Source organism: Kitasatospora sp. MAP12-44 (genome assembly GCF_029892095.1).
Classification (GTDB): Bacteria; Actinomycetota; Actinomycetes; order Streptomycetales; family Streptomycetaceae; genus Kitasatospora.
The window spans coordinates 1572837-1588205 of the sequence record NZ_JARZAE010000004.1 but is presented as its reverse complement, the minus strand read 5'-3'; the positions used below and the strand labels follow the sequence as shown (position 1 = coordinate 1588205).

Here is a 15369-nt window from a genome sequence, read left to right as displayed (position 1 = left end):
ATATTCAGTCAGTTTGTTGGATATGGCTGAGCTAGGTGGTTCAGGCTGCGGGTGGCACGGCCGGCTGGGACTGCGTGGAGCAGTGGATGCCGCCGCCACCGGCGGCGATGTTGTCGATATCGAGCTGCACGACCGTGCGGCTGGGAAACTCCGCCTGCAGGATCGAGCGGGCTGCGTAGTCCGCGTCCTGGTCGCCGAACTGGGGCACGAAGACCGCGCCGTTGGGTGTGTAGAAGTTGGTGTAGCTCGATAGGAAGTCCTTGCCGGTGCCGCGGATCAAGTTGCGGTCGGGGCCAGGGAGTTCGATGACGGTCAGCGGGCGGCCCTGGGCGTCGGTGGCGCTCTGCAGGACGTTCTTGGCCTCCTGGTACACCTCGACCCAGATCCCGGTGGTGCCCGGTCCGGGCTTGTCGAGGATCACCCGGCCGGGCGCGGTGAAGCGGGCCAGGCAGTCGACGTGGTCGTCCGTGATGTCCTGCCGGCCAGCCCCGCGAGCCAGATGACCTTGTCCATCCCGAGCGTGCCGCGCAGCGCCTGCTCGACCTGGTCCTGCGACATCCCGGGGTTGCGGTTGCTGTTCACCAGCGAGCTCACGGTGGCCAGCAGGGTCCCCTGGCCGTCCGTCTCCAGCGCGCCGCCCTCGCCGGTGAACGGCGCCTGGATGCGGGTGATCCCGCTCCGGGCCAGCAGCGTCGCGGCGACCTGGGCGTCGTTGGCGAAGGCCTGGTAGTAGGGCGTGCCGGTCTTGCCCCAGCCGTTGAAGTTGGTGTCCACGCCCGCGATGGCGCCGGGGCCGGCCAGGAAGGTCGGGCCGAAGTCGCGGATCCACAGGTCGTCGTTGGGGATCTGCAGGAACGTGATGCCCTGCGAGCCGCCGAGGTCGCTGGTGTCGCACAGGTACTGGGCGGACGGGACCTGCGCGGGGCTGACCACCAGCACGACCGGCTCGTAGAGCGAGATCTGCCGGGCAAGGTTGGCGATGTCCCGGCGCACGGCGGGGAGTTGGTTGCCCCAGGCCGCCGTTGGCTCCGGCCAGGCCAGGTAGGTCACGCTGTGTGGATCGGTCTCGGCCGGCATCCGCAGCTTGGCGGTCGTGGGGCCGTCTGCCGCGCGGGCGGTGCCGGGCAGGGTCGCACCGAGGGTCGCACCGAGGGCCATCAACGGCAACGCGGTTGCACCGAACTGGAGGAGGCTGCGCCGAGAGGGATTGGCGATGCCCATGGGGGACTCCTAGTGGGGGAGTAGGAGGGCTGTGATGTCCCGCATCCTGCACCGAACTGAAAATTCAGTCAATACCTTGGGGATTGGATGCCGCCCTGGCTACCGCCGAGTTGGGAGCAGATCCCGCTCTACCGTTGGTGAGCTGGAGGTTTCCCCTGAAATTTCGATCAGGAAATGCGACCAAGTGGCGCGCCGGCCCGGTAGAGTGAGCCCTCGTGTCGGATCGTCGAACAGAAATACTCAGGGCAGCCACCCGCGTCATCGCGCGGCATGGCGTACGCGGGCTGCGCGTGGCCGAGTTGGCAGCCGAAGCGGGCGTCTCGACCTCGCTGATCTACTACCACTTCGCCGACCGGGCCGGCGTACTGCGCCAGACCCTGGAGTTCATCAACGACCGCGCCGACCGCTACACCGCGGAGCGGGACACCGGCGCGGGCCCCCTCGACCCGCGCACGGACCTGGAGCAGGTGCTGCTGCTGGAACTCCAGGACACCCCCGAGGTGCGTGAGAACAGCACCGCCTGGGGCGAGTTGAGAGCGAGCGCGGTCTTCGACCCGGACCTGCGCGAGGAGCTGGCGATGGCCACCCACACCTGGGTGCACGAAACCGCCGACCTCCTCGCCCGCGCCCACCCCACCGGCACCGCCCCCGCCCACGCGGCCGCCGCCGAACGCCTGACCGCCCTCCTGGAGGGCCTCAGCATCCGCTGGCTCAGCGGCTCCCTCCCCCTGGACCACGCCCGCCGCCTCCTCCTGGACGCGATCGACGTGGAACTCCAACGCCCTTGAGAGAATCGGGTGCGTACCCGTATCCGGGGAGTGACGCGAAGGAGTCCCCGATGGCAGACGCCAACATCCGCATCCCCGCCGAAGCGCGCGACCGACTCGCGGAGGTCGCTGCCGCGGAGCACATGTCGCTGCGCGCCTACCTCACCCAGCTCGCTGCCACTCTCCTGACCCCGGCCGAACGGGCCGAGCGCGCGGAGCAGGCCCGACGCAAGCTCGCAGCGTGGAACGGCCACAACCCTGACGCCGATCACACCGCGCAGTTGGATGCCGAGCTCGACCGGCGCATTGCCATGGTCGACAACCGGTGACCGGGCTGCACGTCGTCCTGGACGACACCGCGATGGTCGCGGCCGGCCGCGGCAACCTGCTCGCCTCGCGCCTGATCCACCGTGCCCATGCCGAACCGGGCTGGTACCTGTATGCCCCGGTCTGCGCGCTGGTGGAGGCCGACCGGGCCCGCCCCGGCACGGCCGAGCACCTGGCCGCCATGCCCGCTGTCACCATCCTGGAGCTTGACCTGTCCGCCGCTCGTGCACTGGCCACCGAGCGCACCTGGGCCGAGGCGCACACCGGCTACGCTGCCGCCCCGACTCTGGAGCGTCCGGACGGCGCCATCGTCGCCACGGTCGATCCGGTCCGTTGGAAGGACCGGCCGGTGTGGATCATCGACCTCACCACCTGAGGCTCTGCTGCCGCGCAAAGTCGGCCAGGCTGACTTTGCGCGACAGCAGAGCCTCAGAGGAAGTACAGGCGGCTGAGGGCCACCGACTCTGCCGGGGCGGAGTGCAGGGGGTCGCCGTCGAGCGTGACCAGGCCCGTGCGGGGGTTGACGTCGACCTGGCCGGTGCGGGCGTTGCGGAGCATGTCGCGGGGGCCGATGCCGCGGGTGCCCCGGACCGCGACGCGGCGGCGGCGGGTGGGCAACTGGTCGCCGTTGTCGACGGCGGCTTGGGCGACGAAGGCGACCGAGATGTCGGCGGCCGTAGCGCCGTGGGCGCCGAACTGCGGGCCGAGGACCAGGGGTTCGCAGCGGTCGGTGGAGGCGTTGGGGTCGCCGGTGACACCGTAGGCGGGGAAGCCGCCCTTGAGGACCAGCTGCGGTTTGGCACCGAAGTACTCCGGCCACCACAGCACGATGTCGGCGAGCTTGCCGACCTCGATGGAGCCGACCTCGTGGGCGAGTCCGTGGGCGATGGCGGGGTTGATGGTGAGCTTGGCGATGTAGCGCAGCACCCGCTCGTTGTCGTCCCCGCTCTCCGCAGTGCCGAACGATCCTTCCAGCGGCCCGAGTTCGGCTTTCATCTTGCCGGCCATGGCGAAGGTGCGGCGGACGGTTTCGCCGGCTCGGCCCATGCCCTGGGCGTCGGAGGAGGTGATGCCGATGACGCCGAGGTCGTGCAGGACGCCTTCGGCGGCCATCGTGCCAGCCCGGATGCGGTCGCGGGCCATCGCCGCGTCGCCGGGGAGGTCGAGTTTGAGGTCGTGGGCGGAGACGATCATGCCGAAGTGCTCGGCGAGGGCGTCGCGGCCGAAGGGGAGGGTGGGGTTGGTGGAGGAGCCGATGACGTTGGCGACGCCGGCCATCTTGAGCACGTTGGGGACGTGTCCGCCGCCGCAGCCCTCGATGTGGAAGGCGTGGATGGTGCGGCCCTCCAGGACGGAGAGGGTGTCCTCGACCGACAGGCACTCGTTCAACCCGTCGGTGTGCAGGGCGACTTGGACGTCGTACTGCTCGGCCACCCGTAGCGCGGTGTCCAGGGCGCGGGTGTGCGCGCCCATGTCCTCGTGCACCTTGAAGCCCGAGGCCCCGCCCTCCGCCAACGCCTCCACCAGGGGCGCCGGGTCGGAGGACGAACCCCGGGCCAGGAAACCGATGTTGACCGGCCAGGCGTCGAAGGCGTTGAAGGCATGCCGTAGTGCCCAGGGGGAGTTGACGCCGACGCCCCAGACGGGGCCGAATTCCTGGCCGATGATGGTGGTGACGCCGGCGGCCAGGGAGGCTTCCATGATGCGGGGGGAGAGCAGGTGGACGTGGGTGTCGATGGAGCCGGCGGTGGCGATCATGCCTTCGCCGGAGACGATGGTGGTGCCGGTGCCGACAACCACGTCGACGCCCGAGAGCGTGTCGGGGTTGCCGGCGCGGCCGATCGCGGCGATCCGGCCGTCGATCAGGCCGATGGAGGTCTTGCGGATGCCCTGGACGGCGTCGATGACCAGGACGTTGCTGATCACGATGTCGCAGGTGTCGCGGACGGCGGCGGCTTTGAGGGCCATGCCGTCGCGGGCGGTCTTGCCGAAGCCGGCCAGGAACTCCTCGCCCGGCACCTGCGAGTCGGACTCCACGCGGACGATCAGGCCGGAGTCGCCCAGCCGCACCCGGTCGCCGGTGCGCGGACCGTGGACCGAGATGTAGTCGTGCGGGTCGGTGCTGCCTGCCGGTGCGGCGCCCGGGCGGCCGTGGCAACCGGCGTAGTCGTAACTGCTGTGGCTGCTGCTCATGAGCGCTCCTGGGCCTCAGGGTTGTCAAAGCTGGTCAGGTAGCCGGTGGCACGGGCCTTGGCGAGGGCGGCCTCGCGGGCGCCGGGTGCGTCGAGGGGGCCGTCGACCAGGCCGGCGAAGCCGATGGCGATGCGGTCGCCGCCGATCGGCACCAGCCCGACCTCGACCACGGCGCCGGGGTCGAAGCGCACCGAGGAGCCGGCCGGGACGGCCAGCCGGGTGCCGTAGGCGGCCGAACGGTCGAAGGCCAGCCGGGGGTTGGACTCGAAGAAGTGGAAGTGCGAGGTGACCGAGATTGGCACCGAGGAGGTGTTGTGCACGGACAGCACCACCGTCTCCTCGGTCGGGTCGTAGCCCGCGCCGTCGCCGGGCAGCGCCGCGCCGGGGCCGCCGTCGCCGAGCGAACCGCCGCCCCGGAACGGGTCGTTGACCACCGCAAGGCGGGTGCCGTCGTCGAAGACCGCCTCCACCTGGATCACGGTCACCACATCCGCCACCCCTGGCAGGACATCCTCCGCGCTCAGCACGCTGCGCCCGGCCTCGATGGCCTCGGCCAGGCGGCGCCCGTCGCGGGCGGCCTCGCAGACGGTGTCCGCGATCAGCGCGGTGGCCTCGGGGACGTTGAGTCGAACGCCCCGGGCGCGGCGGGCGCGGGCCAGCTCGGCGGCTGTGAAGATCAGCAGCCGATCCCGTTCGGTGGGGGTGAGTCGCATGATGCCTCATCAGATAAGGGGGAGTTGTGACTGACTAGCCGGCCGGTGTGCCGGGCTGGTCGTGCGTCGAGCAGTGGATCCCGCCACCGCCGGAGGCGATGTTGTCGATCTTCAGCGGCACGATGTCGCGTCCCGGGAAGTGGTCGCGCAGAATCCCCTGCGCCCGGCTGTCCGCGTCGGCGTCGCCGAACCGGGGGAGGAACAGCGACTTGTTGGCGACGTAGAAGTTGATGTACGAGGAGACGAAGGCGTCACCGCGCCCGGTGATCCGGTCGGGGTCCGGCTGCGGCAGCTCGATCACCTGCAGCACGTTGCCCTTGGCGTCGGTGGCGCTCTTGAGCACCTCCTTCGCCTGCGCGGCGGCCTGCGACCAGACGTCGTCGGGCGCACCGGGGAATGGCTGGTCCAGCAGCACGATCCCGGGCGCGGCGAACCGGACCAGGCAGTCGACGTGCGCGTCGGTGATGTCCTTGTCGCGGACGCCGGCGAACCAGATCACCTTGGTGACACCGAGCGCCACCTTGAGGTCGGCCTCGATCTGGTCCCGGCTCCTGCCGGGGTTGCGGCGCTCGTTGACCACCGAGCTCTCGGTGATCATCAGCGTGCCCTGGCCGTCCGTCTCGAACGACCCGCCCTCGGCGACCACGGGTGTCGTGATCCGGTCGATGCCGTACTTGGCCAGAACAGCGCCCGCGAGCTTGGTGTCGTTGCCGTGCTCCTTCTGCTTGTTGCCCCAGCCGCTGAAGTTGAAGTCGACGCCCTTCGGCTTGCCGGAGTCGGCCACGAAGACCGAGATGCTGTCGCGCGCCCACAGGTCGTCGACGGCCAGCGGGACCACCTCCACGCCCGCGCCGCAGGCCCGTTGCGCTGCGTCCTCCTGCCCCGGCCGGGCGAACAGGACGACGGGCTCGTAGCCGCCGATCGCGCGCGCCAGACCAGCGATGTCCTGGCGGACGTCGGGCAGTTGGTCGCCCCAGATCCCGGTGGAGGCCGGCCAGCACATGAAGGTGCGCGCGTGGCTCTCCCACTCGGCGCCGAACACCCGCCCGGGCACGGCCTGTTGGGCCGGCGGCTGCGCAACGCCCGAGCCCGCGGCGGCCGGTGGCTCGTCGTCCTCGGGGTCGGCGGAGCAGGCGGCGGCGCCGAACGCCAGCGCACCGATACCGGCCGCGGAGCGCAGCATCGTTCGACGGGACAGGGAGAAATCGGGCATTGAGCACTCCGGCAGGCAGGGCAGAAAGGAGGAGAACAGGACTACGGCAGCGGTTCGTGCATCGTGGAGCAGTGGATCCCGCCGCCACCGCCCATCAGGCGGTCGACGTCGAGTTGGACGACCTCCCGCCCCGGGAACGCCGCCGCCAGGGCCCGCCTGGCCGCGTCGTCCTTGACCACGTCGCCGAACTGCGCGGCGATCACAGCGCCGTTGACGACATGGAAGTTGAGGTAGGAGTCGACGAACTTGGAGTCCCGCGACCGCACGGTGTCCGGGCCGTCCACCCGGATCACCTGCAGCCGCCGCCCCCGCGCGTCGGTCGCCCCGCTCAGACTGGTGAACTGCTCGCGCGCGTCGCGGGCCCAGACGTCGTTGCGGTCCTGCGGGGGTAGTTGCACCATCACGACACCGGGGCGGATGAAGCGCGAGGTGACGTCGATGTGGTTGTCGGTGATGTCCTTGCCCCGGACGCCGGGGACCCAGATCATCTTCTGCGCGCCGTACGCCTCCAGGACGGCTTCCTCGACCTCGTCCCGGCTCATGCCGCGGTTGCGGTTCTTGTTGACCAGGCTGCTCTCGGTGGCCATCAGAGTGCCGTCGCCGTCGGCCTCGATCGCCCCGCCCTCGCCGACGAACTCCGCCTCGCTGAAGGGGAGTCGGAGCTGCGCGGCGACGGCCCGGGCCACGTCGGCGTCATAGTGGTGGGTCTGCTTGCGGCCCCACCCGTTGAAGTTGAGGCCGACGGTGTCCAGCCCGCCGCGCGCGGTGCGCCGGAACACCGGGGCGATGTCGCGCATCCACAGGTCGTCCGTGGGGATCGAGTCGATCACGGTCGCCCGGGGCCCGCACAGTGACCGCGCCTGCGACGCGCTGTAGTCGTCGGGTGCGCACAGCACGACCTGCTCGTAGCGGGCGATGGTCCGGGCGATCAGCGCGATGTCCTGCTGCACGCCGCCCAGCAGTCGCCGGCCCCAGATCGAGGTGCGCGACGGCCAGGACATCCAGGTCCGCGCGTGCGGGACGTCGTCGCGGTCGACCCAGCTGAGGCGGGGGCTACGGGGGTCATTCATGGGGGTCTCCAGATCGAGTATGACGCGCCGAGGCGATGGGCGGGCCATGTCCGTACTGTGACACTGACTGAAATTTCAGTCAAGGCAGGCTCCATGCGCGCGGACCAATTCTGCGCAGATTATTGACCGAGCGCTTGGTCAGTAATACGTTCCCAGGCACTCGGCAAGGCACCACGAATCAGTGAGGGAGGCCAGGAGATGGACGATCAACTCGAACCGCGCGTCCCGTCCGGCAGATCGACACGGGCACGGGCAGGAGCAGGAGCAGGGGTGGGCATCGACCGCAGGAGCATGCTGGCGATCGCGGGGTTGACCACGGTCGGCGTCGTCTGGGCGGCGAACAGCGGCCCGGCCCAGGTCGCGCGGGCCGACACCCCCGGCTGCCCGACCCCTTCGCCCACCCCGACCCCCACCCCCACCCCCACCGGGACGCCCACCGGCGGCGGGGGGAGCGGCACCCTCGCCGTCCCGCTCGACAGCGTCCCGCACACCCGCACCTGGATGGCCTGGCCCGACAGCACGGCCATCTACGGCAGCAAGCTGGCCGGTATGCAGGCCAACATCGCGCTGATCGCCAGGACCATCGCGAAGTACGAGCCGGTCTACCTCTGCGCCAACGCGGCCAGCGTCTCCAAGGCGCGCTCCGCGTGCGGGTCCTCGGTGACCGTCCTCGGCACGATCCCGGTCGACGACTGCTGGATGCGCGACAGCGGCCCGGTCTTCCGCACCAGCCCGGCGGGCGGCCTCGACGCGATCGGGCTGAACTTCAACGGCTGGGGCAACCACCAGACCCACGCCAACGACGCCCTGGTCGCCGGCCGGGTCGCCTCCTACCTCGGACTGACCTTCACCGCTGCCGGCCTGGTCAGCGAGGGCGGCGCGATCGAGGCCGACGGCGCCGGCACGCTGATGGCGACCAAGAGCAGCATCATCGACCCGAACCGCAACCCGAACCTGAGCCAGGCCCAGATCGAGGCCGCGATGTGCGCCGCGTACGGCGCCTCGAAGGTGATCTGGTTCACCGGGATCTCCGGCCAGGACATCACCAACGACCACGTGGACGCGACCTCGCGCTTCCTGGCCCCCGGCGCGGGCCTGGTCCAGACCCCCAACTCGGCCGACCCGGCGGACCAGTGGTCGAACGACGAGACCCAGCAGTACAACACGCTGTCCTCCTCGACCGACGCGCAGGGCGCGGCGATCCGGGTCACCAAGCTCCAGTCCCCCGACTACAACCTGATCCGTGCGACCAGTCAGAACTTCGTCGACTCCTACGCCAACTACTACGTCTGCAACGGGGCGGTGATCTCCGCCCAGTTCGGCGACTCCACCGCCGACGCCAACGCCAAGGCGGTGCTGACCGCGCTGTTCCCCGGCCGGGTCATCGAGCAGCTCAACATCGACAACCTCGGCAACCAGGGCGGCGGCATCCACTGCGTCACCCAGCCCCAACCGGCAGCTCCGTAGCCCGGCCCGCCACCCTCGGCCGGCGCAGCTCCGGGCGGCCGGTCCCGCGTGTGAAAGGGGTAGGCGGGGGGTGGCGATCTACCGTGGGCGGATGCGACTCATCCCCTGGTGGGCCCTGCTTTCGTCCGGCTGCGCGCCGGTCGTCCTGATCGGTGGCTGGGTGACGACGGGCCTCCTGCGCGGGTCCGACTACAACCCGGTCACCGATACGATCAGCGCCCTCGAGGCCGATGGAGCCCCCGGCCGCTGGCTGATGGTCAGCTCGCTGGCCGCGCTGGGGATCTGCCACCTGGTCACCGCGATCGGCCTGCGCGCCGCCGTGTTCGCCGGCCGGGTCGCGCTGGCGGGTGGGGGAGTGGCGTCGTTCCTGGTGGCGATGTTCCCGCAGCCGCTGCACGGCGGCTCGTTTCGGCACGGCGTGGTGACGGTCCTCGGCTTCTCGCTGCTGTGCGTCTGGCCGTATCTGGCCGCCGTCCGCGGCCGCTCCGCGCCCTGGGGGCTGCGGCCCGTGCCGTCGATCGTGGTGACCCTGCTGATGCTGGCCGGGGCCTGGTGGTTCCTGGTCGCGCTGAACCACCACGGCGCCGCGGGCGTGGCCGAGCGCCTGGTGACGGCCACCCAGGCGCTCTGGCCGTTCGCCGTCGCGGTCTCCTGCGTACGGTTCGCACCGGTGGCCGCTGCCGGTGCGCTCGATCAGCGCAGGCGGCAGCGACGGTGACGGCTGCGGCGAGGGGCGCCGTTCACGCCTGCGCCGACCGGCCCAACGCCACGCCCACGAGCAGGTGACCAGCCGGCCCGGAGTGGCGGGCGCGCTGGTAGGACAGGACACCACAGGCCGGGTGTCCGAGGGGTGGGGTTGGCGATGAACGTCCTAGGCGCCGCGAGCCTGCGACTGGACGCCGGACCGATCGACTACGCCCTGCTCCTCTTCTACTTCGCGCTGGTGCTCGGCATCGGCACCCTCGCCCGCCGCTCGGTCTCCACCAGCCTGGACTTCTTCCTGTCGGGGCGTTCGCTGCCCGCCTGGGTCACCGGCCTGGCGTTCATCTCCGCCAACCTCGGGGCGGTCGAGATCTTCGGGATGACCGCCAACGGCGCGCAGTTCGGCATCCCGACCGTGCACTACTACTGGATCGGCGCCATCCCGGCCATGGTCTTCCTGGGCCTGGTGATGATGCCGTTCTACTACGGCTCCCAGGTGCGCAGCGTCCCGGAGTTCCTGGCGCGGCGCTTCGGCCGGTTCGCCCACCTGGTGAACGCGCTCAGCTTCGCGCTCGCCCAGGTGCTGATCGCCGGGGTGAACCTGTACGCGCTGGCCACCGTGGTCAACGCGCTGCTCGGCTGGCCGCTATGGGTCTCCATCATGGTCGCCGCGGCGATCGTGCTGGCCTACACCTCGCTCGGCGGGCTGTCCGCCGCGGTCTACAACGAGGTGATGCAGTTCTTCGTGATCGTGGCGATGCTGGTCCCGCTCACCCTGGTCGGCCTGCACCGGGTCGGCGGCTGGAGCGGCCTGAGCCACCGGATCCGGGCAGTGAACACCGATGCTGACGCCCAGTTGCACGCCTGGCCGGGCAGCAACCTCACCGGTATCTCCAATGCCACGCTCTCCGTGCTCGGCATCGTCTTCGGCCTGGGCTTCGTGCTCTCCTTCGGCTACTGGACGACGAACTTCGCCGAGGTGCAGCGCGCCCTGGCGGCCCGGAGCATGTCGGCGGCCCGGCGCACCCCGCTGATCGGCGCGTACCCCAAGGCGCTGCTGCCGCTGGTGATCGTGATCCCCGGCATGCTGGCCGCGGTGCTCTCCCCGGAGTTGGCCGCGTACAAGGCCAGCGGGGGGAAGCTGTCCAACGGGGTGACGTACAACAACGCGATCGAGCTGCTGATCCGCGACCTGCTGCCCAACGGCATGCTGGGCGTGGCGATCACCGGGCTGCTGGCCGCCTTCATGGCCGGCATGGCGGCCAACGTCAGCTCGTTCAACACGGTCTTCACGTACGACCTCTGGCAGGCCTACGTGGTCAAGGACCGGCCGGACGCGTACTACCTGCGGGTCGGCCGCACGGCCACCGTGGCCGGCTGCGTGATCGCGATCGGCACCGCGTTCATCGCCAGTGGCTACAACAACATCATGGACTACCTCCAGACGCTGTTCTCCTTCTTCAACGCCCCGCTCTTCGCCACCTTCATCCTGGGCATGTTCTGGAAGCGGACCACCCCGATGGCGGGCGGCATCGGCCTGATCGTCGGCACCGCCTCGGCCGTGACGGTGGACCAGCTCAGCCGGCACCACGTCCTGAGCCTGTCCGGCCAGGGCCCCAGCTTCGTCGCGGCGAGCGCGGCGTTCGTGCTGGACATCACGGTCAGCGTCGCGGTGTCGCTGGTCACCGAGCCCAAGCCGGACAGCGAACTGGTCGGCCTGGTCTGGTCGTTGACCCCGCGGGACACCATCAAGGACGGGGACACCCAGCAGGACGCCGGCTGGTACCGCAACCCGGCCCTGCTCGGGGCGGGGGCACTGCTGATCGCCACCGTCCTCAATGTCGTCTTCTGGTGAGGAAGGCCGTGCCATGACCGACCCGCAGTCCGCGCGCCGCCAGGCGGGGCTCTTCGATCTGCGCTGGATCCTCGCGCTGCTCTTCGGCGTGTACGGCACCGTGCTGACCGTCATGGGCGCCACCGTCACCTCGCGCCACGACCTGGACCGGGCCGGCGGGGTGAACGTCAACCTCTGGGTGGGCATCGCCATACTGCTGGGCGCCGCGGTCTTCGCCGGCTGGGCGCGGCTGCGCCCGATCCAGCTGCCCGAGCCGCCGCCGGACCAGTGAGCCGATCCGACTCCCCACCTACCGCCTCTTCGGGCGCTCGATCCGGTGGCCGTCGATGAAGAGGTCGACCCGCTCGTTGTAGAACGCGATCAGGCCGGCGATGGGCAGCAGTGGCGCGGTGGGGAAGTCGTAGCACCAGGCGACGTCCGGGTGCAGCCGCTCGCCGACCCGGGCGCTCCAGTAGCCGGTGGTCGTCCCCTTGTACGGGCAGGCGGTGACGGTGTCGCTGGGGACCAGACGGGTGAAGTCGACATCGGTGCGGTTGAGGTAGTAGCGCGTCGGCAGACCGGTCTCGAAGACCATCACCGGCGACGAGGACTCGGCGAGCACCGCGCCGTCGCGCTCGACGCGGATCGTACGGGTCGAACGCAGCGCGTCCACCCGCACATACGGGTTGCGCGGGTGGACGAAGACCTGCTCGTCCTCCTCGTACCAGGCGTCGAGGGCGTCCCAGTCGAAGCGCGCCGTCCCGCTGAGAGCGGCGATCGGCGACTCCCGCAGCACCCTGGCCGCGCCCGGCCGATCGGCGCCGCCCGCTCGCAGCCCGTAGCGCTCGACCCTGCCCCGAGGGCTCTCCTGAGGGTCGCCCGCATCGCCCCCGTCCGCCACCAGCAGGTCGGCGCGGACGTCGGCCAGCGGGATGTAGTACTGGGGGTAGTAGGGCACCTCCCAGACGTAGCGGGCCTGTGTCGTGTCCAGGACGGTCTCGCCCGCCAGCACCGCGCGGATCCGCCGCGGCACCGGCTCGACATGGTTGACCTGCGTGTTCACCGCCGGATAGCCCGGCTGCTCCGAGTACTCGCTCACCGCACGCTCCTCACCCAGACAACCGAGAGAACCGGGACAGACGCCGCCGTCCCCTCCAGGGTAGGGCGCGCCGGCTAACGCGGTGCAGGTTCGCCGGAGGGCGGGAAGGGGCCGGCGGCGGTGAAGGCCAGGCCGGCGAAGCGTTCGCCGATGCGGCGGTGGGTCGCGGCGTCCGGGTGGAGCTGGTCGGGCAGCGGGAGGTCGGCGGAGTCGGACGGGCCGTAGAGGCGGTGGCCGTCGAGGTAGTGCAGGTTCGGGTCCTCGGCCGAACGCTGCGCCGTGATCCGGACCAGCTCCTCCCGGATCACGCGCAGGGTCAGCTTCCCGCTCGCGCGCTCCGCCGGATCGCCCGTGGCCCGGAAGAGCAGTCGTCCGGCGCTGAGGGCAGTGAGGTCCGGGGCGCTGGGGCCGGGCGTGTCCTCGTGGATCGGGCACAGGATCGGCGAGACGACAAGCAGCGGTGTGCGGGGGTGGCCCTCGCGGATGGTGTCGAGGAAGCCGTGGACGGCGGGGGTGAAGGCGCGCAGGCGCATCAGGTCGGTGTTGACCAGGTTGATGCCGATCTTGACGCTGATCAGGTCGGCGGGGGTGTCACGCATGGCGCGGGCGGTGAACGGGTCGAGCAGGGCGCTGCCGCCCAGGCCGAGGTTGATCAGTTCCACACCGCCGAGGGCGGCGGCGAGCGCGGGCCAGGTGGTGGACGGGCTCGCGGCGTCGGAGCCGTGGCTGATCGAACTGCCGTGGTGCAGCCAGACTTTGCGGCCCCGGTCCGGTACGGGCTCGACCGGGGCGTCGGTGCGCAGGGCGACGAGTTCGGTGCTCTCGTTGTGCGGCAGCCAGATCTCGACGTCCTTGGTGGCGTCGGGCAGGTCGGTGAAGCGCAGGGTGGCGACCGGGCCGGGCGTGGTGTCGGCGGAGCCGGTGGTCATGTCGATGGTGAGGGTGTTGCCGCCGGTTGCGCCGGCCTGCGCGGCGAGGCGGCCGTCGATGAGCAGGTCGTAGACGCCGTCCGGGCGGGGTGGGGCGCCCAGGTAGACCCGCTTGGTGGGCAGGGTGTCCAGTTCGATGGCGGTCGCGCGGGTCCGGAAGGCCAGCCGTACGCCGGAGGGCTGGGCCTGCGCCATGGCGAGCTGTCCGTCGGAGCACTGGGCGCGGGCCCGGGCGGGCAGCCGGTGCGGCAGCACTCCGCGTGCGGTGCGCTCCAGTTCGAGGGCGCCGCGCAGGATGTCCGCGGTGAACGGCGTGGTGATCCAGTCGAGCTTGATGGTGTGCATGGTCCCCACTTGGTGATCAGAGAGCGGTCCGTGATGCTGGTCCGGGACGCTGGTCCGGGGTGCTTCAGGGCGCGGGCCAGTTCCGCAGCAGGGCGTCGAGCGCGTCCAGGGTGCGTGACCAGGTCTCCTGGGTGTCGGGGGCGCTGTGGCTGAACCCTCCGCCCATCTCCAGCGTCACGTAGCCGTGGAAGACGCTCCCCAGCAGCCGGACCGCGTGGGTCTGGTCCGGCTCCGTCAGGTCGTAGCCGCGCAGGATCGCCCGGGTCATCTGGGCATGCCGGACGCCGGCGCTGGCGGCCGCCGTCTGCGGGTCGAGCCTGAGCTGCGCCGCGGCGTAGCGGCCGGGATGCTCGTGGGCGTAGTCGCGGTAGACGTTGGCCAGGGCGGTCAGGGCGTCCTTGCCGGCCCGCCCGGCCAGTGCGTCGGCGGCCCGGTCGGCGAGTTCCTCCAGGGCGAGCAGGGCGATCCTGGTCTTGAGGTCCTGAGAGCTCTTCAGGTGCGAGTAGAGGCTCGCGACCTTGACGTCGAACCGTCTGGCCAGCGCCGAGGCGGTCACCTGCTCGAAGCCGACCTCGTCGGCCAGTTCCGCCCCCGCCTGGGTGAGGCGTTCCGTGGTCAGTCCTGCGCGTGCCATAGCCTGCCTCTCGTTCGACAGAACTGATTATGTATTTGCCTAATACCTTTAGGCAAATCGACGGCGTTACAGCGGCGGGAAGCGGCGGGAAGCGGGGAAGCAGGGGGGAGAACAGCGCGCCGAGCGCGGGTCCTGGGCGGGCTGCGCGAGAGCATGCCGCTATGGACATCGAAACGCTTGTACGCACCCGCCGCGCGCTGCACGCCGTCGCCGAACTGGTGCTGGCAGGGCCGCAGTTCCGAGCCAGTGGCACGATCAGGCTGCGTGCGGCCCTGGGCGGCTTCGCCACCCGGGCCGAGCCGCACGCGCAGGTCGTCGGGGCGGACCTGGTGGCAGGCGGGCAGCGGCTCTTCCTGGAGCGGGCCACCTGCGCCGATCTGGCGGCGGCGATCGGGGTCACCGGCGGTGCGCCGGCCGGGCTCTACCAGGAGGGCTCCGGCGTCGGCCTTGAGGACGTGATCGAAGCCGATCCGCAGGCCGCGCACCTGATCGCCCAGGGTTTCGCGCTCGGCGACGCCGCGCTGCGCCGGATGTTCGCCGGGGCGGATCCGGTCATCTGGCCCGAGCACTTCGACCTGGGCGTGAGCGTCGGGGCGGTCAACTACGGGGTCTCCCCGGGCGACGACTTCAGCGCCGAGCCGTACGCCTACGTCGGCCCGCACGTCCAGCGGCGGGGGCCGTTCTGGAACGCGCCGTTCGGCGCGGTGGCCAAGATTGGCGAACTCGGCGGCGTGGACGGTGTGCTGGCCTTCTTCGAGCAGGGCCGTCAGCTGACCGCTTGACCGCTTGACCGCATGACCGCCTGAGCAGCCCCGATACGACAAACGCCAGCTCTGCCCCGAAGGGTAGGAGCTG

The 15369-nt window shown here is 70.9% G+C and carries 15 protein-coding genes and 1 pseudogene; 8 read left to right on the top strand and 8 right to left on the bottom strand.

Annotated features, from left to right (window positions below):
• Positions 1 to 40: 40 nt before the first annotated feature.
• Positions 41 to 1077 (bottom strand): annotated as a pseudogene (locus P3T34_RS07705) (agmatine deiminase family protein).
• Positions 1078 to 1436: 359 nt separating this feature from the next.
• On the opposite strand from P3T34_RS07705, the gene P3T34_RS07700 reads away from it, so the two are divergent.
• Genes P3T34_RS07700 through P3T34_RS07690 form a run of 3 tightly spaced genes read left to right on the top strand, consistent with a single transcriptional unit; the run spans position 1437 to position 2691 of the window.
• Entirely contained in the window at positions 1437 to 2009 is a 573-nt protein-coding gene (locus P3T34_RS07700; RefSeq protein ID WP_280665241.1) for a TetR/AcrR family transcriptional regulator, read from the top strand.
• 50 nt (positions 2010 to 2059) lie between these two features.
• A complete protein-coding gene (locus P3T34_RS07695; RefSeq protein WP_280665240.1) occupies positions 2060 to 2317 on the top strand; it encodes a hypothetical protein in 258 nt (85 codons plus the stop codon).
• 5 nt (positions 2318 to 2322) lie between these two features.
• Positions 2323 to 2691: a hypothetical protein gene (locus P3T34_RS07690; protein ID WP_280671887.1), complete on the top strand. Its 369-nt coding sequence runs from the start codon at positions 2323 to 2325 to the stop codon at positions 2689 to 2691.
• Positions 2692 to 2744: 53 nt separating this feature from the next.
• Here P3T34_RS07690 and P3T34_RS07685 read toward each other — a convergent pair whose 3' ends face one another.
• From P3T34_RS07685 to P3T34_RS07670, 4 genes are read right to left on the bottom strand one after another with little or no spacing between them, the layout of a single operon-like run.
• Positions 2745 to 4508 carry an urease subunit alpha gene (locus P3T34_RS07685; RefSeq protein ID WP_280665239.1) on the bottom strand — a complete coding sequence of 588 codons (1764 nt, stop codon included), beginning with the start codon at positions 4506 to 4508 and terminating at the stop codon, positions 2745 to 2747.
• Positions 4505 to 5221, bottom strand: a complete 717-nt coding sequence (locus P3T34_RS07680; RefSeq protein WP_280665238.1) for an urease subunit gamma — start codon at positions 5219 to 5221, stop codon at positions 4505 to 4507. Before P3T34_RS07680 ends, P3T34_RS07685 begins: the two co-directional genes overlap by 4 nt.
• Positions 5222 to 5255: 34 nt before the next feature.
• Positions 5256 to 6434 carry an agmatine deiminase family protein gene (locus P3T34_RS07675; RefSeq protein ID WP_280665237.1) on the bottom strand — a complete coding sequence of 393 codons (1179 nt, stop codon included), beginning with the start codon at positions 6432 to 6434 and terminating at the stop codon, positions 5256 to 5258.
• 41 nt (positions 6435 to 6475) lie between these two features.
• On the bottom strand, positions 6476 to 7504 hold the full coding sequence (locus P3T34_RS07670) for an agmatine deiminase family protein (RefSeq protein WP_280665236.1): 1029 nt from the start codon (positions 7502 to 7504) through the stop codon (positions 6476 to 6478).
• A 270-nt stretch (positions 7505 to 7774) separates the two neighbouring features.
• On the opposite strand from P3T34_RS07670, the gene P3T34_RS07665 reads away from it, so the two are divergent.
• The 4 genes from P3T34_RS07665 to P3T34_RS07650 all read left to right on the top strand — a co-directional run bounded on the left by P3T34_RS07665 (position 7775) and on the right by P3T34_RS07650 (position 11799).
• Complete coding sequence (locus P3T34_RS07665; RefSeq protein WP_280665235.1) at positions 7775 to 8971, top strand: agmatine deiminase family protein; 1197 nt, start codon at positions 7775 to 7777, stop codon at positions 8969 to 8971.
• Between the two features lie 91 nt (positions 8972 to 9062).
• Complete coding sequence (locus tag P3T34_RS07660) at positions 9063 to 9689, top strand: DUF998 domain-containing protein (protein ID WP_280665234.1); 627 nt, start codon at positions 9063 to 9065, stop codon at positions 9687 to 9689.
• A 144-nt stretch (positions 9690 to 9833) separates the two neighbouring features.
• Positions 9834 to 11528, top strand: coding sequence for a sodium:solute symporter family protein (locus P3T34_RS07655; RefSeq protein WP_280665233.1), 1695 nt, complete (start codon positions 9834 to 9836; stop codon positions 11526 to 11528).
• 13 nt (positions 11529 to 11541) lie between these two features.
• The gene (locus tag P3T34_RS07650) at positions 11542 to 11799 is read left to right on the top strand and encodes a hypothetical protein (RefSeq protein ID WP_280665232.1); all 258 of its coding nucleotides are present in this window, start codon (positions 11542 to 11544) and stop codon (positions 11797 to 11799) included.
• A gap of 18 nt (positions 11800 to 11817) precedes the next feature.
• Here the strand turns inward: P3T34_RS07650 and P3T34_RS07645 are convergent, their stop codons facing one another.
• The 3 genes from P3T34_RS07645 to P3T34_RS07635 form a co-directional block, all read right to left on the bottom strand.
• Positions 11818 to 12606, bottom strand: coding sequence for a DUF427 domain-containing protein (locus P3T34_RS07645; RefSeq protein ID WP_280665231.1), 789 nt, complete (start codon positions 12604 to 12606; stop codon positions 11818 to 11820).
• A 74-nt stretch (positions 12607 to 12680) separates the two neighbouring features.
• The gene (locus tag P3T34_RS07640) at positions 12681 to 13880 is read right to left on the bottom strand and encodes a GDSL-type esterase/lipase family protein (protein ID WP_280665230.1); all 1200 of its coding nucleotides are present in this window, start codon (positions 13878 to 13880) and stop codon (positions 12681 to 12683) included.
• Positions 13881 to 13944: 64 nt separating this feature from the next.
• Positions 13945 to 14514: a TetR/AcrR family transcriptional regulator gene (locus tag P3T34_RS07635; RefSeq protein WP_280665229.1), complete on the bottom strand. Its 570-nt coding sequence runs from the start codon at positions 14512 to 14514 to the stop codon at positions 13945 to 13947.
• 161 nt (positions 14515 to 14675) lie between these two features.
• Between P3T34_RS07635 and P3T34_RS07630 the strand changes: the two genes are divergently transcribed.
• Positions 14676 to 15296, top strand: a complete 621-nt coding sequence (locus P3T34_RS07630; RefSeq protein WP_280665228.1) for a hypothetical protein — start codon at positions 14676 to 14678, stop codon at positions 15294 to 15296.
• Positions 15297 to 15369 lie beyond the last annotated feature (73 nt).